General features: G+C 68.3%; 15 protein-coding genes and 1 riboswitch. Of the genes, 11 read left to right on the top strand and 4 right to left on the bottom strand.

What is annotated here, in order from left to right; all coding sequences use genetic code 11:
- Positions 1-31: 31 nt before the first annotated feature.
- From OH802_RS29325 to OH802_RS29300, 6 genes are all read left to right on the top strand, one after another.
- Positions 32-439, top strand: coding sequence for a hypothetical protein (locus OH802_RS29325; RefSeq protein WP_406023869.1), 408 nt, complete (start codon positions 32-34; stop codon positions 437-439).
- Positions 440-502: 63 nt separating this feature from the next.
- The gene (locus tag OH802_RS29320) at positions 503-964 is read left to right on the top strand and encodes a barstar family protein (protein WP_406023868.1); all 462 of its coding nucleotides are present in this window, start codon (positions 503-505) and stop codon (positions 962-964) included.
- Positions 965-1050: 86 nt separating this feature from the next.
- Positions 1051-1662 carry a phosphoribosylglycinamide formyltransferase gene (gene purN / locus OH802_RS29315; RefSeq protein WP_406023867.1) on the top strand — a complete coding sequence of 204 codons (612 nt, stop codon included), beginning with the start codon at positions 1051-1053 and terminating at the stop codon, positions 1660-1662.
- Positions 1663-1672: 10 nt separating this feature from the next.
- Positions 1673-1750: riboswitch (ZMP/ZTP riboswitch) on the top strand.
- A gap of 30 nt (positions 1751-1780) precedes the next feature.
- Positions 1781-3358: a bifunctional phosphoribosylaminoimidazolecarboxamide formyltransferase/IMP cyclohydrolase gene (gene purH / locus OH802_RS29310; protein WP_406023866.1), complete on the top strand. Its 1578-nt coding sequence runs from the start codon at positions 1781-1783 to the stop codon at positions 3356-3358.
- A gap of 154 nt (positions 3359-3512) precedes the next feature.
- Positions 3513-4364 carry a bifunctional methylenetetrahydrofolate dehydrogenase/methenyltetrahydrofolate cyclohydrolase gene (locus tag OH802_RS29305; protein ID WP_406023865.1) on the top strand — a complete coding sequence of 284 codons (852 nt, stop codon included), beginning with the start codon at positions 3513-3515 and terminating at the stop codon, positions 4362-4364.
- Between the two features lie 4 nt (positions 4365-4368).
- Positions 4369-4731, top strand: a complete 363-nt coding sequence (locus tag OH802_RS29300) for a DUF3017 domain-containing protein (protein WP_378831446.1) — start codon at positions 4369-4371, stop codon at positions 4729-4731.
- A gap of 54 nt (positions 4732-4785) precedes the next feature.
- Here OH802_RS29300 and OH802_RS29295 read toward each other — a convergent pair whose 3' ends face one another.
- Positions 4786-5865 carry an MIP/aquaporin family protein gene (locus OH802_RS29295; RefSeq protein ID WP_406023864.1) on the bottom strand — a complete coding sequence of 360 codons (1080 nt, stop codon included), beginning with the start codon at positions 5863-5865 and terminating at the stop codon, positions 4786-4788.
- 261 nt (positions 5866-6126) lie between these two features.
- On the opposite strand from OH802_RS29295, the gene OH802_RS29290 reads away from it, so the two are divergent.
- Positions 6127-8319, top strand: coding sequence for an NADP-dependent isocitrate dehydrogenase (locus OH802_RS29290; protein WP_406023863.1), 2193 nt, complete (start codon positions 6127-6129; stop codon positions 8317-8319).
- Between the two features lie 198 nt (positions 8320-8517).
- Positions 8518-12078: an ATP-binding cassette domain-containing protein gene (locus OH802_RS29285; protein WP_406023862.1), complete on the top strand. Its 3561-nt coding sequence runs from the start codon at positions 8518-8520 to the stop codon at positions 12076-12078.
- A gap of 32 nt (positions 12079-12110) precedes the next feature.
- Here the strand turns inward: OH802_RS29285 and OH802_RS29280 are convergent, their stop codons facing one another.
- Both OH802_RS29280 and OH802_RS29275 read right to left on the bottom strand, forming a co-directional pair.
- Positions 12111-12650, bottom strand: coding sequence for a Clp protease N-terminal domain-containing protein (locus tag OH802_RS29280; protein ID WP_406023861.1), 540 nt, complete (start codon positions 12648-12650; stop codon positions 12111-12113).
- A complete protein-coding gene (locus tag OH802_RS29275) occupies positions 12650-12862 on the bottom strand; it encodes a helix-turn-helix domain-containing protein (RefSeq protein WP_141802873.1) in 213 nt (70 codons plus the stop codon). Before OH802_RS29275 ends, OH802_RS29280 begins: the two co-directional genes overlap by 1 nt.
- A 120-nt stretch (positions 12863-12982) precedes the next feature.
- Here OH802_RS29275 and OH802_RS29270 point away from each other — a divergent pair, with 120 nt between their 5' ends.
- A complete protein-coding gene (locus OH802_RS29270) occupies positions 12983-14185 on the top strand; it encodes an MFS transporter (protein WP_406023860.1) in 1203 nt (400 codons plus the stop codon).
- On the opposite strand, the gene ggpS is transcribed toward OH802_RS29270, so the two are convergent.
- The gene (gene ggpS, locus OH802_RS29265; RefSeq protein WP_406023859.1) at positions 14182-16464 is read right to left on the bottom strand and encodes a glucosylglycerol-phosphate synthase; all 2283 of its coding nucleotides are present in this window, start codon (positions 16462-16464) and stop codon (positions 14182-14184) included. The genes OH802_RS29270 and ggpS overlap by 4 nt on opposite strands.
- Before the next feature lie 440 nt (positions 16465-16904).
- On the opposite strand from ggpS, the gene trpS reads away from it, so the two are divergent.
- Positions 16905-17942: a tryptophan--tRNA ligase gene (trpS, locus tag OH802_RS29260; RefSeq protein WP_355226603.1), complete on the top strand. Its 1038-nt coding sequence runs from the start codon at positions 16905-16907 to the stop codon at positions 17940-17942.
- 12 nt (positions 17943-17954) lie between these two features.
- Positions 17955-18479 (top strand): 2'-5' RNA ligase family protein, encoded by a 525-nt coding sequence (locus OH802_RS29255; protein ID WP_350665729.1) that lies wholly within the window; start codon positions 17955-17957, stop codon positions 18477-18479.
- The last annotated feature ends 40 nt before the right edge of the window (positions 18480-18519 follow it).

Below are 18519 nucleotides of genomic sequence, written 5' to 3'. Positions count from 1 at the left end.
CGAGTGTTTTCGATGGTCTGAGGTGGGAATAATGGACGTCACGAGGAGCACATACGTCTACAAGGTTCTCAAATCATCTTGGGGTATCTGGATTTCATTGACTGCCGCTGTGTCGCATGGAGATGCGGGAAGATCTTCAGGTAGCGGGTCGGCACCGGGGTTGAAGTTTTCCGGGCGCGCCGCTGAAATGCCGCTTGAGTATCAGGACCAGTTGAACGCAGGATGGGTCGCGGTATCGTCTGAGGTTGCCCGTGAAGGTGGGGATGACATCTGCGTCATCGTTGAGGACATCAAGTTTGCAGATACGGATTTCCAGGCTGAAGGCTTGGCTGTCGCGATGTGTAGGTGGGCCGAGCAGGCCTTCGGATTAGAGATCCATGAAGTCGACGTGACGTTTGATGCTGAGGAACGCAAGTACAAGTTCGTCTGGGCTGGGTGAGAGCTCTTGAAGACCAAAGCCAACGGGTGGCGTGTCTTGGTGTCCGGACTACGGTAGGTTGCGATGACGCTGGAACAGATTTCAGTCATACGCGGCAACCGCGATGCGGCTATCAGTCAGTTCCTTGGATCGCCGGGGCTGTCATTCTTTGCTGTGGTTGATGCTGCGAGTTTCGAGACGGAGTACGAGATCCTCGAAGCGTTGAACTCGGCGTTCAGGTTGCCGGCGTACTTTGGCTGGAACTGGGATGCTCTCTACGACTGTCTCAGTGACCTTGACTGGGTTATGGCTGACCGATATCTGCTGCTTATTGAGAACTCTGATCGCCTTGATATTCAAGGCTCGCCAGATCACAGCAAGTTCTTTGCGGTGCTCAGAGAGGTCGTGAAGGCATGGGATCCGTCGAGGTTTGCCCCCGGTCGTCGCCGTGCCGAGTTCGCTGTGATCCTCGATTGGGGGAGTGAGCCCTTGGCGCGCGTCGAGCAAGCTCTTGGGGAACTCGGCATCGAAGTCGCGGAGGCGTGACCAACAGGGCTCTTCTCGGCCGCGGTGGCGGCTGGCGTGATCTGGGTGGCGCGGGCACGGGGCCTGCCCTGTTCTAGAGTGACGGCGTGGCTCTTCGTCTCGTCGTCCTCGTGTCCGGCTCGGGCACCAATCTCCAGGCCCTGCTGGACGCCTGCGCGTCCCCGGAGTTCGGGGCGGAGGTCGTCGCGGTCGGGGCAGACCGCGACGGGATCCAGGGGCTGACCCGGGCGACCGACGCCGGGATCCCGACCTTCGTGCACCGGGTCAAGGACTTCGGCTCGCGCGAGGAGTGGGACGCGGCCCTGGCCGAGTCGGTGGCTGCGTACGAGCCTGATCTCGTGGTCTCCGCGGGCTTCATGAAGCTGGTGGGGGAGGCCTTCCTCGCCCGGTTCGGGGGGAAGACGCTCAACACCCATCCGGCGCTGCTGCCGTCCTTCCCGGGGATGCACGGGGCGCGGGACGCGCTGGAGTACGGCGTGAAGGTCACCGGGGCGACGCTGTTCATCGTCGACGCCGGGGTCGACACCGGGATGATCATGGCCCAGGTGACGGTGCCGGTGGAGGATGACGACACCGAGGCGACGCTCCATGAGCGGATCAAGGTCGTCGAGCGTTCGATGCTCGTCGAGACGGTCGGGCGGATCGCCCGCGAGGGCTACACCGTCGACGGCAGGCGAGTTCGATTCGGGCCTGCCTGAGCGGTTAGAGTGACGAGCACACGACTGGCGCAGGTGGGGGACCACCGGGGAGTGTAAAGAGACGGCATCGACCGCCTGGGTGCCCTCATCGAAATCGTTGACCGATGAGGAGATTGCTGTGCTCGATCAGATCACCATCAAGAGGGCCCTGGTGTCCGTCTACGACAAGACCGGTCTCGAGGACCTGGTCCGCGGGCTCCACGACGCCGGCGTCGAGCTCGTCTCGACCGGCGGCTCTGCGGCGCTGATCGAGAAGCTGGGCCTCCCGGTGACCAAGGTCGAGGACCTGACCGGCTTCCCCGAGTGCCTCGACGGCCGCGTGAAGACCCTGCACCCGCGCGTGCACGCCGGCATCCTCGCCGACCGCCGCCTCGAGTCCCACGTCGAGCAGCTCAAGGAGCTGGAGGTGGAGCCGTTCGACCTCGTCGTCTCCAACCTCTACCCGTTCGTGCAGACCGTCGCCTCCGGCGCCGGGCCTGACGAGGTCGTCGAGCAGATCGACATCGGCGGCCCCTCGATGGTCCGCGCCGCCGCCAAGAACCACCCCTCCGTCGCGATCGTGACCTCGCCGGAGCAGTACGCCGACACCCTCGCTGCCGTCGCTGCCGGTGGGTTCACCTACGACCAGCGCAAGGCCCTCGCCGCGGCCGCGTTCGTCCACACCGCGACGTACGACGTGGCCGTCGCCTCCTGGATGGGCTCCGTGCTCACCGACACCTCCGAGGGCACCGGGTTCCCGGCGTGGGTCGGTGGGACGTACGAGAAGGCGAACGTCCTGCGCTACGGCGAGAACCCGCACCAGAAGGCGGCGCTCTACCTCAACGGGTTCGGACCCGCCGGGCTCGCCCGTGCCGAGCAGCTGCACGGCAAGGAGATGTCCTACAACAACTACACCGACACCGACGCCGCGCGTCGTGCCGCCAACGACTTCGCCGAGCCGGCGGTAGCGATCATCAAGCACGCCAACCCGTGCGGCTTGGCCGTCGGCGCCGACATCGCCGAGGCGCACCGCCGGGCGCACGCCTGCGACCCGGTCTCCGCCTTCGGCGGCGTGATCGCCTCCAACCGCCCGGTAAGCGTCGAGATGGCCAAGCAGGTCGCCGAGGTGTTCACCGAGGTCATCGTGGCTCCGGGCTACGAGGACGGCGCCGTCGAGATCCTGCAGGGCAAGAAGAACATCCGCATCCTGATCGCCGCCGCCGATGAGCGCGCCGCGGTCGAGACCCGCCCGATCTCCGGTGGTCTGCTGATGCAGCAGGTCGACCACGTCGACGCCGAGGGCGACGACCCGGCTTCGTGGACGTTGGCCACAGGTGAGGCCGCCGACGAGGCCACCCTCGCCGACCTGGCCTTCGCCTGGAAGGCCTGCCGCTCGGCCAAGTCCAACGCGATCCTGCTGGCCTCCGACGGTGCCTCGGTCGGCATCGGCATGGGCCAGGTCAACCGCGTCGACTCCTGCAAGCTCGCCGTCGAGCGCGCCAACACCCTCGCCGAGGGCTCCGAGCGCGCCCGCGGCGCCGTCGCCGCCTCCGACGCCTTCTTCCCCTTCGAGGACGGCCCGCAGATCCTCATCGACGCCGGCGTCAAGGCGATCGTCCAGCCCGGCGGCTCGATCCGCGACGAGCTCACCATCAAGGCCTGCGAGGCTGCGGGCGTGACGATGTACTTCACCGGCACGCGCCACTTCGCGCACTGATCCAGAAAACCCCGCCGAGTCGGCTCGTCAAGACGAGCCGACTCGGCGGGAGATCGTGTCAGAACGCGCCGACTCGGGTCTTGATCTGGTCAAGATGCGCCGGGTCGGCGTCGCGTACAAGGAATACAGAGACTCGAGTGACAGGATTGACATCGTGACAGCACAGAAGCTGGATGGCACCGCGACGCTGAAGGCGATCAAGGCAGAGCTCGCCGAGCGGGTCGAGAAGCTGAAGGCCCAGGGCATCACCCCGGGCCTGGGCACCGTGCTGGTCGGCGACGACCCCGGCTCCCGGTGGTACGTCAACGCCAAGCACAAGGACTGCGCCGAGATCGGCATCGAGTCGATCCGGGTGGACCTGCCGGGGACGTCGACCCAGGAAGAGGTCGAGGCGGAGATCGACCGCCTCAACGCCGACCCGGCGTGCACCGGCTTCCTGGTGCAGCAGCCGACCGGTCTGGACGAGTTCGCGCTGCTCTCCCGGGTCGCTCCGGATAAGGACGTCGACGGGCTGCACCCCTACAACCTCGGCAAGCTGGTCCTCGGTGAGGACGGGCCGCTGCCGTGCACCCCGGTGGGCTGCATCGAGCTGCTGCGTCGCCACGGGGTCGAGATCAAGGGCGCCGAGGTGGTCGTGGTCGGTCGTGGCCTGACTGTCGGGCGTCCGCTGGGCCTGCTGCTCACCCGTCGTAGCGAGAACGCCACGGTCACCCTGTGCCACACCGGCACCCGCGACCTCGCCGCCCACACCCGCAACGCCGACATCGTGGTCGCTGCCGCGGGCGTGCCCGGGATCATCACCAAGGACATGATCAAGCCCGGCGCGGCCCTGCTCGACGTCGGCGTCTCCCGGGTCGACGGTAAGATCGCAGGAGACCTGGCTGAGGACGTATGGGACGTGGCTGGCTGGGTGTCGCCGAACCCGGGTGGGGTGGGTCCGATGACACGCGCCATGCTGCTCTCCAATATCGTCCTCAGCGCCGAGAAGGCTCTCGAAAGGCTCTGACACCGTGTCCGTCCACCCCCCGCTCAGTCCCACACCGGCAGCTCCCGCACCGGTGGCGGCGGCGCCTGAGCACGAGAAGACGGACCTCCAGGACGTACGCGGCTTCCCCTCGACCATCGGCGGCTTCGTCTACCTCGGGGTGCTGACGGCGGCGATCGTCGGTCTAGGGCTGGTCGGCTTCGGCCACTGGCGGGTGGGGATCATCGTCCTCGCCGCCGGGGTGGGGGCCGCGTCGCTGGGGCGTGCGGTGCTGCGTACGAAGGACGCCGGCATGCTGGCGGTGCGCAACCGCTGGTTCGACGTCGCCCTGCTGGCGCTGACCGCGGGCGCGCTGTGGATCCTCGCGGTGACCGTTCCAGGCGAATGAGACGTACAAATTGACGAAGGCCGCCCCGAGGGGCGGCCTTCGTGCTTCTCGAGACTACTGCTCGATCGGGACCCATTCCTGCTTGGCGTAGTCCCAGCGCCAGCCGTCCTGCTCGTAGACCGGCAGGTCGCCCTCGGCGGCCGGGGTCGGCTGCTGCCAGGCCGGCTGACCGCCGCCGCCGGAGACGATGGTGCGGTCGCTCGTCTCGGGCGCGGCCGGCGCGGCAGGAGCCGCCGGTGCGGCCGGTGCCGCCGGAGCAGCGGCCGGAGTCGCGGCGGCCGGGGCTGCGGGAGCGGCGGCCTGGGAGTCCCAGGACGGAACGCTCTGGGCCGGGGCCATGTTGTCGCCGCCGAAGGCGAGGCCTGCCCCCGCGATCTCGGAGCCGTCCTTGTTGAAGAGCAGCGGGTAGACGAAACCGGCGACGGCACCGCCGAGAGCGGGGACGATCAGGAAGACCGGGAGGTTGGCCAGTGCGTCGGTGCCCGAGAAGAGAGCGGGGCCGAACGAACGGGCGGGGTTGACCGAGGTGCCGGTCAGCGGGATGCCGACGAAGTGGATCGCGGCCAGCGAAAGGCCGATGGCGAGCGGCGCAGCGGTGGCGTTGGTTCCGGCCCGGACGTCGGTGACGCCGAGAATGATGAAGACGAAGATGAAGGTGAGGACCAGCTCGACCAGGATTGCGCCGATGAGGCCGGTGCCGGCTCCGTCGCCGAAGCGGTTGGCGGCGAGGCCGCCGTCGTTCCACGAGTTGTAGTCCGAGGAGAGCGCGACGAGGAACAGCACGATCGCACCGAGGGTCGCGCCGACGAACTGTGCGCCGATGTAGGCGCCCGCGTCCTTCCAGCTGATCCGGCCTGCGGTGGCCACACCAAGCGTCACCGCCGGGTTGAAGTGGCCGCCGGAGATGCGGCCGAAGGTGTAGGCGCCGATCACGACGGCGATACCGAACGCCAGGCCGACAGCGGCGACCTCGAGGCCCCAGATCGCGTTCTCGGGTCCAGCGTGGGTGGCGCCGGCGACGATTGCGACGACCGAGCCGCACCCGATGAACACCAGGACGAACGTCCCGATGACCTCGGCTGCGAGTTTCTGGATGAAGGTCGGCTCAGCCGCCGACAGTGATTCCTCAGTCATGTCCCCTTAACCCTTCAATGTCTGTTGACGTCGGTCAGACCCATCGACACCCGAGAAGCACTCAGGTATCAGCAGTCACCTGAACAACATGAGGTGTTGACACACAGTAACTCTTTTGCGACGGCACATCGTGGTGCTTAGGTGGGGCGGGGCGGTGTCTCATCACCCTTTCTGTTATCTTGATGTCAAGACACTTTCCTTCGTCCGGGTCCCCGGCCTCAGTCATACGCAGATCGCAACTTGTCAGGAGTAGCCACAGCAATGGCCGCACGAATCATCTATACCCACACCGACGAGGCGCCGCTGCTGGCGACGTACTCCTTCCTTCCGATCGTCTCGGCCTACGCGGCCAAGGCGGGGGTCGAGGTCGAGACGCGTGACATCTCCGTGGCCTCGCGCATCCTGGCCCAGTTCGGCCTGGCCGACGACGCGCTCGGCGAGCTCGGTGACCTGGCGAAGACGCCGGAAGCCAACATCGTCAAGCTGCCCAACATCTCCGCCTCCATCCCGCAGCTGAAGGCCGCGATCAAGGAGCTGCAGACTCAGGGCTACCAGATCCCCGACTACCCCGAGGCGCCCAGCACGCCCGAGGAGGAGGAGATCCGGGCCAAGTACGACAAGGTCAAGGGCTCCGCGGTGAACCCGGTCCTGCGTGAGGGCAACTCCGACCGTCGTGCGCCGGGCTCGGTCAAGGCGTACGCCAAGGCCCACCCGCACACCAACAAGCCGTTCGGTGAGGGCTCGAAGACCGCTGTCGCCACCATGGGCGAGCACGACTTCAAGTCCAACGAGAAGTCCGTGACGCTCGCTGCCGACGACACCCTCTCGATCGTCCTCGAGAAGGCCGACGGCTCGACCGAGACGCTGCTCGCCGAGCTGCCCGTGCTCGCTGGTGAGATCGTCGACGCCACCAAGATGGAGGCCGCTCACCTGCACGCCTTCCTCGCCAACGCGATCGCGAAGGCGAAGTCGGAGGACGTGCTGTTCTCGCTGCACCTCAAGGCGACCATGATGAAGGTCTCCGACCCGATCATCTTCGGCCACGTCGTGAAGGCCTTCTTCAAGGACGTCTTCGACAAGTACGGCGAGGACCTGGCCAAGGCCGGTCTCTCCGCCAACGACGGCCTCGGCTCCATCCTGCCAGGCCTCGACGCGCTGCCCAACGGCGCCGAGATCAAGGCGGCGTTCGAGTCGGCGCTGGCGAACGGCCCGAGGCTGTCCTACGTCAACTCCGACAAGGGAATCACCAACCTGCACGTCCCCTCCGACGTGATCATCGACGCCTCGATCCCGGCACTGATCCGCAACGGTGGCAAGCTGTGGGGCGCCGACGGCGGCGAGGACGACACCCTCGCGGTCATCCCGGACTCCTCCTACGCGGGCGTCTACGAGACCGTCGTCGAGGACGTGAAGAAGAACGGCCCGCTCGACCCGGCCACGATCGGTACCGTCCCCAACGTCGGTCTGATGGCGCAGAAGGCCGAGGAGTACGGCTCCCACGACAAGACCTTCGAGATCGCCGCAGCCGGCACCGTACGCGTCCTCAACAAGGCCGGCGAGGTGCTCATCGAGCACGACGTCGAGGCCGGTGACATCTGGCGCGCCTGCCAGACCAAGGACATCCCGGTCCGCGACTGGGTGAAGCTGGCCGTCAACCGCGCCCGCGACTCCAAGACCCCGGCCATCTTCTGGCTCGACGAGTCGCGTGCCCACGACGCCGAGCTGATCAAGAAGGTCACCACCTACCTGACCGAGCACGACACAGAGGGTCTCGAGATCAAGATCCTCTCGCCCGATCTGGCCACCGCCTACTCGCTCGAGCGCCTGCGCAACGGGGAGGACACCATCTCCGTCACCGGCAACGTGCTGCGTGACTACAACACCGACCTGTTCCCGATCCTCGAGGTCGGTACGTCGGCGAAGATGCTCTCCATCGTCCCGCTGATCGCCGGTGGCGGTCTGTTCGAGACCGGTGCGGGCGGCTCGGCGCCGAAGCACGTGCAGCAGCTGGTCGAGCAGGACTACCTCCGCTGGGACTCGCTGGGCGAGTTCTTCGCGCTGGTGCCCTCCTTCGAGAAGTACGCAGAGCAGGCGTCCGCCCCGGCCGCGAAGGTGCTCGCCGGTGCGCTCGACCGCGCGACCGCGACCTTCCTCGAGAACGACCGCTCCCCGGGTCGCAAGCTCGGCACCACCGACAACCGCGGCTCGCACTTCTACCTGGGTCTCTACTGGGCCCAGGAGCTCGCCGCGCAGACCGAGGACGCCGAGCTCGCCGCGGCCTTCAAGGGCCTCGCCGAGACCCTCGCCGCCAACGAGGCCAAGATCGTCGAGGAGCTCCTCGCGGTCCAGGGCAAGCCCGCCGACATCGGCGGGTACTACCTGCCCGACCCCGAGAAGGTCACCGCCGTGATGCGTCCCTCCGCGACGCTCAACGAGGCGATCGACTCTCTCTAGTCCACCTCACGACGGCCCGGCACGGACTCCGTGCCGGGCCGTCGTCCCATTTCGGGACACCTTCCCGGCGTACGTGACTTTGCTCTCCAGATCTTTCTTCTGATTCCTATAGATGCAGGTCAGCATGGTGTTTGTCGTCGGGTGAGGGCGGAAAACCTTTAGGCGAGTGTCGGTGGTCGCGCATACCGTGATCTTCTGATGACTGCGACGCTCTCGACTCCGCCCGTGCCGACCTCAGGCAAGGCTCTCGGAGTCCCCGCCGACCCTGCCGACCCGAGCCGGCAGGTCGATTGGCGACGCCTGAAGGGGCCGGTGACGGGCGCCGCGCTGATCGCGCTGGCGGTGGCCATGGTGGCCCAGTCGATCGGCACAGTCGTGGCCGGACGGCTGGCGGAGAACCCGACCGCGAGCCTGGTCGGCTGGCTGGCGCTGTGCGTGATCGGCGCTTCACTGATCGACTCGACGGCGAAGATCGCCTGGGTCGGGGTCTCCGACCGGGCAGAGGGCAAGCTGCGCGAGGACGTGCTCCAGGCTGCCATGCGACAGCCGCTCTCCGAGCTGAGCGAGCAGGCCGTCGGCGAGATCCTCGACCGGGTCGACGACGACTCCCACGAGGTCGGCAACCTGCTGCGCTGGCAGCTGTGGATGCTGTTCCGCTCGGTCTTCGCGGCGCTGCCGATGTGGATCGTGGCCAGCTTCACCTGGTGGCCGGCGGCGATCCTGTTCCCGCTGCTCGCCGCGGTGACCTGGTTCGTCATCCGCCGCCTGCTGGGCAAGATCTCCGAGCTCAAGGTCATCGAGGAGGCCTCCTGGACCGACCACGCCGCCGTGCTCGAGGAGGGCATCGCGGGGCGTGACGACCTGCGTACGAGCCTGGGCCAGGACCACGTGGTCGCCCGGGTGGCGCGGCTGTCGGCGACGGTCCACGAGAAGTTCCGTGCGGTCGTCACGGTCGAGGCGAAGGTCGGCCGCCGTGCCGGCCTGCTCCTGCACTCCCTGCTGGCCGGCATCGGTCTGGCCGGCGTTGCGCTCGCCGCGAACGACCGCCTCGAGATCAGCGCGCTGGTGACGTTGTTCCTGGTCACGAGCACGTTCGTGGGCCAGATCGCGATGCTCGCCAACCACCTGCCCGACATCCAGGCGGGCCTGGGCGCGGTCATCCGACTGCGCCAGATGATGGGCTCCGAGCCGGAGCCCGAAGGCGGCGCGCCCGTGCCCGACGGGGGAGCACTCGAGGTCGACCTGCGCGACCTGACCTTCTCCTACGCCGAGGGCACCTTCGCCCTCCAAGGCATCTCGCTCACGGTGCCGGCGGGCGACACCATCGCCCTCGTCGGCCGCACCGGCTCCGGCAAGTCGACGCTCGCCTCGCTGCTCTCCCGGGCCGTCGAGCCGCCGCGTGGGTCGGTGTTCCTGGGCGGCGTGGACGTACGCGACCTCGACCTGCAGCAGCTGCGCGCCTCTGTGGGCGTGGTGACTCAGCGCACCGAGATCCTGGCCGGCACGCTCGCGGAGAACATCGCGCTCTTCGACGACCTGCGTCCGCGCGAGGACATCGAGCGGGCGGTCGCCCGCCTGGGGCTCTCGGAGTGGGTCGCCGGCCTGCCCGACGGCCTCGACACGCTGCTCGGTCCCGGCGGCACCTCGCTGTCGGCGGGGGAGGAGCAGTTGGTCGCCTTCGCGCGGCTGCTGGTGCGTGACGTACGGGTGGTCGTCCTCGACGAGGCGACCGCGCGGATGGACCCGCTCACCGAGCGCCGGGTGGTCGCGGCCGCCGACCGGCTGCTGACCGGGCGTACCGGGATCCTGATCGCCCACCGGCTCTCCACGATCGAGCGGGCGCCTCACGTGGCCGTGCTCGACCACGGCCGGGTGATCCAGCACGGCCTGCGGGCCTCGCTGGCGACCACGCCGGGGCCGTTCCATGACCTGCTCGAGGCCAGCCGCACCGATCACCACGACTCACCCTCACCGGCCGTCAAGCCTGTCGACCACTCCACCCTCGACCATGTCGCGGAGGGCAACGTGGGCGGTAAGCGCCGCTCGGGCGCTCCGCCGGACGTCCCCGAGGTCGGCACCGGACCGTCGCTCGCCCGCGGGATGCTGCACGTCCTGTTCCTGCGCCCCGAGTGGGGTGTCGCGGGTGCGCTGCTCTTCCTGTTCGCCTCGATGACCGGTGCGCAGGGTGCCTTCACCGGGCTCCTGTGGGGCCGGATCGTCGAGTCGCTGCAGGACGGCGGCAGGCCGACGGTGATGTCGGGGCTGCTGGTGGTCAGCCTGCTGGCCGCGCCGCTGATGCTCGCCGACGCCTTCTACCGCTACCCGCGCTGGTGGATCGAGGTCATGCTGCGGGCCCGGATGGCCGTTCTCTACGGTCAGACCCGCCAGCACCGCCTGACGCGTACGCCGCCGGGCGAGGTCGTCGCCCGCTCGATGGACGCGGACCGTTACGCCCGCTACGCCGACCGCTGGGTCGACTTCGTCAACGGCCTCGTCATCGCGACGATCACCGCCCTGCTCGCCGGCACCGCGCTCGCGGGCGCCGTGCTCCTGGTCGTCATGATCGCCTCGGCGCTGGCCTCCGCCGTCGGTCGGCCGATCGCCGGCCGCTCGGCCGCGGCCTCCTCCGCCGCTCGCGCGCGGTTCGGCCGTGCGGTGGTCTCCGCGCTGGAGTCCGTACGCACCGTGAAGCTGGCCGCGGCCACCCCGCAGGTGCACGCCCACCTTCAGCACGTCGACTCGGGACGGGTCGAGGCAGCGGTGAAGGAACACCGGGTGCAGGCGTTCCTCGACGGGGTTCCCGCGCTCATGGTCCAGTGCGGCGTCGTGGCCGCCTGGGGGATCTACTTCGGCGGCGGCTGGGGTCTGGCCACCGCGCTGCTGGTGGCCAACGCGGTCTCGGGCTTCGACTGGTTCGGCCGGGTGGCCGGCATGGTCGTCACCGAGGCTCCGGGCACGCGTGCGTGGCAGAAGGAGACCAGCCGGTTCGCCGGCGGTCGAGACCTGATGGATCTGCCGCCGGGCGTCGACCTGGTCTCCGGTGAGGCGCCGGATCCGGGTCCGGTCGACCAGGTGCCGCTCGAGTCCCTCGAGCTCTCGGCCCTGTCGGCGGTTCACGACGACGGCACGATCGGCGTCTCCGACGTCTCGCTCACGATCTCGCGCGGCGAGCTGGTCCTGCTCGTCGGGCAGGTCGGCTCCGGCAAGTCATCCCTGCTGGCGTCGCTCGCCGGCCTGATCGAGCACACCGGCACGATCCGGTGGAACGACGAGCTGGTCCAGGACCCGCAGTCCTTCCTGAGGCCGGGGCAGGTGGCGTACGTCGCCCAAGTGCCGCGGGTGCTCTCCGGCACGTTTGCCGACAACATCCGGTTGGGCCACGACCGGCCCTTCGACAGCCCGGTCGCCGACGCGCGGCTCGAGCTCGACGTCAAGGAGGCGGGCGGCGCGGACGCGATCGTCGGTCACCGTGGCGTACGCCTCTCCGGGGGACAGGTCCAGCGCCTCGCCCTGGCGCGAGCGCTGGCCGCCGACACCGAGCTGCTCCTGGCCGACGACGTCTCCAGTGCGCTCGACGCGGCCACCGAGATCGAGCTCTGGCGGGCGCTGCGCGACCGGCACACGACGGTCATCGGCGCCACCTCGAAGCGAGCCGCTCTCGCCCAGGCCGACCGGGTCGTCGTCATGGTCGACGGCGAGATCGCGGCTGTGGGTCCGTGGACCGAGCTGGCTCCGGCCTGGTCCCACCTGGCCGGCTGACCCCCGCCTCCTCGGGAGGCGGGGGTGAGGCCTCAGGCGGCCTCGCCGTGCTCGAGCGTGTGGCGCAGCGCAGCAGCATCCACGCCGAGGGCCTGTAGGGCAGCATGTCCTTCCCCCTCCGCGCGAAGGATGCCGAGCAGGATGTGCTCGGTGCCGATCGAGCGGTCCTTGAGCCGGATCGCCTCGCGCAGAGAGAGCTCGAGGACCTTCTTCGCGTCCTTGGTGAAGGGGATGTGCCCGCCGAGACGGCGGCGTGGCTTCCCGCTGTCCAGGGCGCCGGCACCGAACACCTCCTCCACCTTGGAGCGCACCGCGTCCAGGTCGATCCCGAGCGTGGAGAGCGCATCCGCGTCGTCGTTGCCGAGGCGTCCATGGGCCCGCTCGATCTCCGCCCGCAGCGCAGCGGCATCGACCCCGGCCTCGGCGAGCGCCCGGGCAGCGGACGAGCCGGCGCTGGAGCCGATCGCCAGTAGCAGGTGGTCGTCGCCGATGCGCTCGTGACCGAGCTCGGCGGCGTACGTCTGGGCAGCGGTCACCGCATCGCGGGCCGGCTTGGTGAACCTCTCGAACATCACATCTCCTTCGCGTACTTCTTGTGGACCGCCTGCCGGCTGACCTCCAGTGCGTCGGCGATCTCCTGCCAGGCCCATCCCTGTCGGCGGGCGTTCGCCACCTGCAGCCGCTCCAGCGAGTCGGCGAGGCGACGCAGTGCGAGCGCGGCTCGCAACCCGGTGCTCGGGTCGGCGCTCGCGGCCGACTCGGCAAGGTCCTTCGCATCCGTCATGCTGTCAATATAGGTTGACATCGACCTCGTGTCAACCAGAGTTGACGAAACGGTGAGCGTCGGGACCCGCGTCACACCGATTCACGGAATAGCCCACAAATCGCCGAAGGTTAGGCAGTAGTGACCGACACCGCCAGCACCGAGACCGCCGTCAGACCGGTCACCACCGTCCAGTTCGTGATCGCCATGCTCGCCCTCGCGACGGGCGGTTTCGCGATCGGTACGACCGAGTTCGTCACCATGGGCGTGCTGCCCGAGATCGCCGAGGGCGTCGGGGTCGGGACCTCCACGGCAGGCCACCTGATCAGCGCCTATGCGGTCGGAGTGGTGGTCGGCGTACCGATCCTCTCGTTCTTCGTCGCCCATCTTCCGCGCAAGGGGCTGCTGCTGTCGCTGATGGCGGCGTACGCGCTGTTCAACCTGCTCAGCGCCGTCGCCGTCGACTACAAGATGCTGCTGGTCGCGAGGTTCCTCGACGGGCTCCCGCACGGCGCCTACTTCGGCGTCGCGACCATCGTCGCCACGTCGATGGCCGCACCGAAGCACCGGGGGCGAGCGGTCGCCCTGGTGATGCTCGGACTCTCGGTCGCCAACGTGATCGGCGTCCCGTTCGCGACCTGGCTCGGCCAGACCGCCGGCTGGCGGGCACCGTACGCAGCCGCAGCAGGCCTCGCCCTGCTGACCGTGCTCCTGGTGCAGCTCTCGGTGCCCCACTTCCCGGGCGACCCGAACGCGACCGGCCGCAGCGAGGCCGGCCGGTTCTTCACCAACAAGCAGGTCTGGCTGACGATGCTCGCGGGTGCGATCGGGTTCGGCGGCATGTTCGCGGCCTACTCCTACATCTCCCCGATCGTCACCGACACCGCCGGCCTGGCCGCGGGAGCGGTGCCGTGGTTCGTCTTCGCGTTCGGCGCCGGGATGGTCGTCGGCACCTGGGTCGCGGGAGAGCTGGCCCGCTGGTCGGTGATGGGCTCGCTGCTCGCGAGCAGCCTCGGCATGGTGGCGGTGCTGACGCTCTTCTGGGCGGTCGCCGCGGCCGGGTGGTGGCTCGCGCCGGTCGCCTTCCTGACCACCGCGGTGGCATCGGTGCTGGTGATCAACCTGCAGGTGCGCCTGATGGACGTCGCCGACGACGCGGTGACCCTCGGCGCCGCGATGAACCACGCGAGCCTCAACATCGCCAACGCCCTCGGCGCCTTCGCCGGTGGCCTGGCCCTCGACGTGTGGAGTGTCCGCGAGGCGCCGTTGGTCGGCGCCGGCCTGGCCGCAGCCGGGATGCTGGTGCTGCTGTGGAGCACCAGCATCCACCGGCGCAGGGCCTAGATGGCCTCTTCGTTGCCGTCCGTGGCGGTGGCCGCCTCGACCGCCGCCAGGAACCCGTCGGCCCAGGCCTTGGAGTCGTGGTGGCGGATGGTGTCCCACAGTCCGCGCATCCGGTCCTTGGCCTCGGCCTCGTCCATGTCGACGGCCTGCAGGAAGACCCGGACCATGTCGGAGACGTCGTGAGGGTTGGTCAGCACCGCGCCGCGCAGCTCGGCGGCCGCCCCGGCGAACTCGGAGAGCACTAGGGTGCCGCTCGTGCCGAGGAGACCGTGGACCGCGGCGTACTCCTTCGCGACCAGGTTGAGGCCGTCGCGCAGCGGGGTGATCCACATGACGTCGGCGTTGGCGTAGTAGGCCAGCAGCTCCTCGAACGGGATCGGCCGGAAGTAGAAGTGGACCGGCATCCAGCCCATCCGCGAGAACCGGCCGTTGATCCGCCCGACCGCCTGCTCGATCTGGTTCTGCAGCGTCTTGTAGACGGTCATCTCGCCGGCCGCAGGCACGCACACCAGCACCAGCGACAGCTCACCCATCAACGACGGGTCCTCGAGCAGCGCCCGCTCGAAGGCCTCGAGCTGCTGCAGCACGCCCTTGGTGTAGTCGAGCCGCGAGACGGCCAGCGCGATCCGCTGTCCCTCGAACTCCTCCTTCACCCGAGCGATCGAGGTCTGCACGGCCGAGGAGGCCAAGGTCTGCTCGATCCGCTTCGTGTCGACGCTGACCGGGTTGGCGCCCAGGTGCACCCGACGTCCACCGACGTCGATGACCGAAGGCATGACATCGAGACCCAGCGCGAAGCCGTACGTCCGGAAGCGGGGAGCACAGTCCTCGGTCTCGACCACCTCGACCGGCGCCACGCCGCGGGCCACGTCGACGAAGTTCTCGACCTGGCGGGGGATGTGGAACGAGATGTAGTCGCACTGCAGCAGCGAGCCGATGATCTCGCGGCGCCACGGCACCACGTTGAACACGTCCGCGCCGGGGAAGTGGGTGTGGTGCAGGAACGCGATCTTCACGTCCGGCCGCATCTCCCGCAGGTAGGCCGGCACCATCCACAGGTTGTAGTCGTGGATCCAGACGATGGCCCCGTACGCCGCCTCGGCCGCCGCCTGCTCGGCGAAGGCCCGGTTGACCCGGCAGTAGACCTTCCAGTCATCCTCCTTGAACTTCGCCCGTTCCCAGAAGGTGTGCAGCAGCGGCCAGAACGCCTCCTTGGAGAAGCGTTTGTAGAAGACGTCGACGTCCTTCTTCGACAGCGGCAGCCGGGAGGCCACCAGGCCCGGGTAGAGCTTCGGGTCGACGACCGTATGGGTGGCGAACTTGCCGCGCTTGGGGTCGTCGATGGACCACGCGACCCAGGATCCGGTGCGCTCGGTGAAGAACGAGAGCAGGGTCGGGATGATGCCGTTGGGCGACTTCGGACGTCGACGCTTGACCTCTCCGTCCTCGATCACCTCGTCATAGGGGAGCCGGTGGTAGACCATGACGAGGTCGGACTTCCCCGGGTCGTCGGCGTCGTTCTCCGGGTCGTAGATGTGCTCGTCGTCGAGCAGGTTGAAGTGCCTGATCGCCTGCAGGATCCCGCCCGTGCCGGGGGAGGTGGCGTGGAACGTACGCTCCTTGTCGCGGGTCGCGTCCAGCAGCAGGTCCTCGGCCTCGCCGACGCAGACGCCCGGGAACCCGATGTCGTACATCGACAGGTCGTTGAGGGTGTCACCGGCGACCAGCACGCGGTCCTTGGGGATGCCGAGGTGCTCGACGAGCTTCGTGACGGTGTGGCCCTTGTTGATCCCGCCGGGCAGCACGTCGAGGTAGTGGCTGGCGGAGTAGAGCAGGTCGCAGCCGATCTGCGCGACCAGCGGGGCGAGGTCGTCGGTGACCGCCTCGGGGTCGCAGAAGTAGGAGACCCGGCGGTCCTGGGGCACGTTCTGTCGGACCAGGCCGGGCCGGTCGCCGATCTTCTCGAGCACGGTGAGCTCGCCTGGCCACTTGGCGGCGATCTCCTGCTGGATGGGCTCGACGGCGAGCAGGTCGTGTCCGGTCACGATGGTGGCGCCGACGTCGCAGATGATGAAGTCGGGCGTCGGGATGGTCGGGTCGGCGAGCAGCGGCAGCACCGACTCCAGCCCACGACCGGTGACGAAGGACAGGAGTACGTCCTCGCGGCGGCTCAGCGTCTGGTACAGCTTGACCTTCGCCTCGGGGTCGCCGGCTAGGAAGGTTCCGTCCAGATCGGTCGCAAGCAGCATGCGTGCGTTGGCAGCGGACGTGTCGTTCACAAGTCTCCTCGAGGGTCGCCTGGCCTCGAGGCCGATTCGGCAGCTGGCCCGAGGCTGCGGACCCCTTGGAGGATCCGCGGGTCGACCAAACAGGCTAACAGGGGCATGTGTCAGGCCGGAAACGGGCATTTGACGGGCTATCGAATCCGCGCTGAGTAGAGCCTCTCAGGAGGTCCACAAGTTCGTAAGAAATTGGATGCACCTGTTCGATAACTCCGTCGAGAATCTGTCGTTGATGGGTCATGCGGATCCTGCCCGCGGCCTTCACGAAGACCGCGGGCGACCACGGTCCTCGACGTTGATCACGGGGGGCGCCGAGGCCCATGGCCGGCACGCAGGTCGGTGCCGCGGGCAGGGTCCACAGCTCGTACGGATCGGTTCCCGATCCTCTTCCTCCCACCATTTCGAGCCTTTCGGCGGGTGGCTGACAGAATGCGCACATGACCGGCAGCACTGCTCCTACGACTAGGCCCAGGGTCCTCTCCGGCATCCAGCCGACGGCGGACTCCTACCACCTCGGCAACTACCTCGGCGCGGTCCGACAGTGGGTGAGCCTGCAGGAGGAGCACGAGCCGTTCTTCTTCATCGCCGACCTGCACGCGATCACGGTCGAGCAGGACCCGAAGGTGCTCCGCGAGCGTACGCGGCGGGCCGCCGCCCAGCTGCTCGCCGCCGGTGTCGACCCGGAGCGGTCCGCGATCTTCGTCCAGTCTCACCTTCCCGAGCACGCTCAGCTCGGCTGGGTGATGCAGTGCATCACCTCGTTCGGTGAGGCCCGGCGGATGACCCAGTTCAAGGACAAGTCCGCCAAGGGTGGTGAGGGCGCCGCCTCGGTCGGCCTTTTCTCTTACCCGATGCTGATGGCCGCCGACATCCTGCTCTACCGCCCGGCGTACGTCCCGGTCGGCGAGGACCAGCGACAGCACCTCGAGCTGACGCGCGACCTCGCACAGCGGTTCAACAGCCGCTACAAGAAGACGTTCCGGCTGCCCGAGCCCTACATCCTCAAGGAGGTCGCGAAGATCTACGACCTCCAGGACCCGACGATCAAGATGTCCAAGTCGGCCTCGAGCCCGACCGGCCTGATCGACATGCTCGACGACCCGAAGATCTCCGCGAAGAAGATCCGCTCCGCGGTCACCGACTCGGAGATGGAGATCCGTTTCGACGAGGAGGCCAAGCCGGGCGTCTCCAACCTGCTCCGGATCTACTCCGCGCTGACCGGCTCCGAGATCGACACCCTGGTCGGCAAGTACGCCGGCAAGGGCTACGGCGATCTGAAGAAGGATCTCGCCGAGGTCGTCGTCGACTACGTCACCCCGTTCCGGGAGAAGACCTTCGAGGTTCTCGAGGACCGGGCGTACCTCGACGGCATCTTGCAGCAGGGTGCGGAGAAGGCGGGCGTGGTCGCCCGCAAGACTCTGGCCGACGTCTACGAGCGGGTCGGCTTTGTGGCCCCCGCGTCGCCGCTCGGCTAGTAAGGTCGGCGCATGCGCACCATCGGTGTTGCCATCGCGATCCCGGAGCCATGGGCAAGTCAGCTCCAGGACTACCGGACGTCTCTCGGGGACGCGACGGCGACCATGATCCCGACGCACATCACTCTTGTGCCCCCGACGGAGATCCACGACGACCTGCTGCCCGACGTCGAGAGCCATCTCGAGTCCGCGGCCTCGCGGGTCGCCCCCTTCAGCGTGCACCTGCGCGGCACCGGCACCTTCCGGCCGGTCTCGCCGGTGGTGTTCGTGGCAGTGGTGCAGGGCATCTCGGGCTGTGAACAGCTGGCCAACGCGGTCCGGCAGGGTCCGCTCGACCAGAAGCTTACGTTTCCCTATCACCCGCATGTCACGATCGCTCACGACCTTCCCGACGCTAGCCTCGACAAGGCTTTCGGTGAGCTGGCCGACTTCGAGTGCGAGTGGTCGGTCGAGGAGTTCCACCTCTACGTCCACGACGACACGGACGGCTGGCGCCCGACGCGGGAGTTCGCGCTGAGAGCTGCACTGACCGGTTGAGGCGGGCTCGGGTCCGCCCACGAACGATGAATGGGGGATC

This window comes from Nocardioides sp. NBC_00850, from assembly GCF_045207335.1.
Lineage (GTDB): Bacteria > Actinomycetota > Actinomycetes > Propionibacteriales > Nocardioidaceae > Nocardioides.
Note: the sequence above shows the minus strand (reverse complement) of the source record. Positions and strands in the feature narration are given on the sequence as shown.

What these genes read in the sequence shown, in the direction of transcription:
- OH802_RS29280 (WP_406023861.1), bottom strand. Translation starts at nt 12,650, where the DNA reads ATGTTCGAGAGGTTCACCAAGCCGGCCCGCGATGCGGTGACCGCTGCC.
- trpS (WP_355226603.1), top strand. Translation starts at nt 16,905, where the DNA reads ATGACCGGCAGCACTGCTCCTACGACTAGGCCCAGGGTCCTCTCCGGC.
- OH802_RS29255 (WP_350665729.1), top strand. Translation starts at nt 17,955, where the DNA reads ATGCGCACCATCGGTGTTGCCATCGCGATCCCGGAGCCATGGGCAAGT.
- OH802_RS29275 (WP_141802873.1), bottom strand. Translation starts at nt 12,862, where the DNA reads ATGACGGATGCGAAGGACCTTGCCGAGTCGGCCGCGAGCGCCGACCCG.
- OH802_RS29325 (WP_406023869.1), top strand. Translation starts at nt 32, where the DNA reads ATGGACGTCACGAGGAGCACATACGTCTACAAGGTTCTCAAATCATCT.
- OH802_RS29285 (WP_406023862.1), top strand. Translation starts at nt 8,518, where the DNA reads ATGACTGCGACGCTCTCGACTCCGCCCGTGCCGACCTCAGGCAAGGCT.
- OH802_RS29320 (WP_406023868.1), top strand. Translation starts at nt 503, where the DNA reads ATGACGCTGGAACAGATTTCAGTCATACGCGGCAACCGCGATGCGGCT.
- OH802_RS29295 (WP_406023864.1), bottom strand. Translation starts at nt 5,865, where the DNA reads ATGACTGAGGAATCACTGTCGGCGGCTGAGCCGACCTTCATCCAGAAA.
- OH802_RS29290 (WP_406023863.1), top strand. Translation starts at nt 6,127, where the DNA reads ATGGCCGCACGAATCATCTATACCCACACCGACGAGGCGCCGCTGCTG.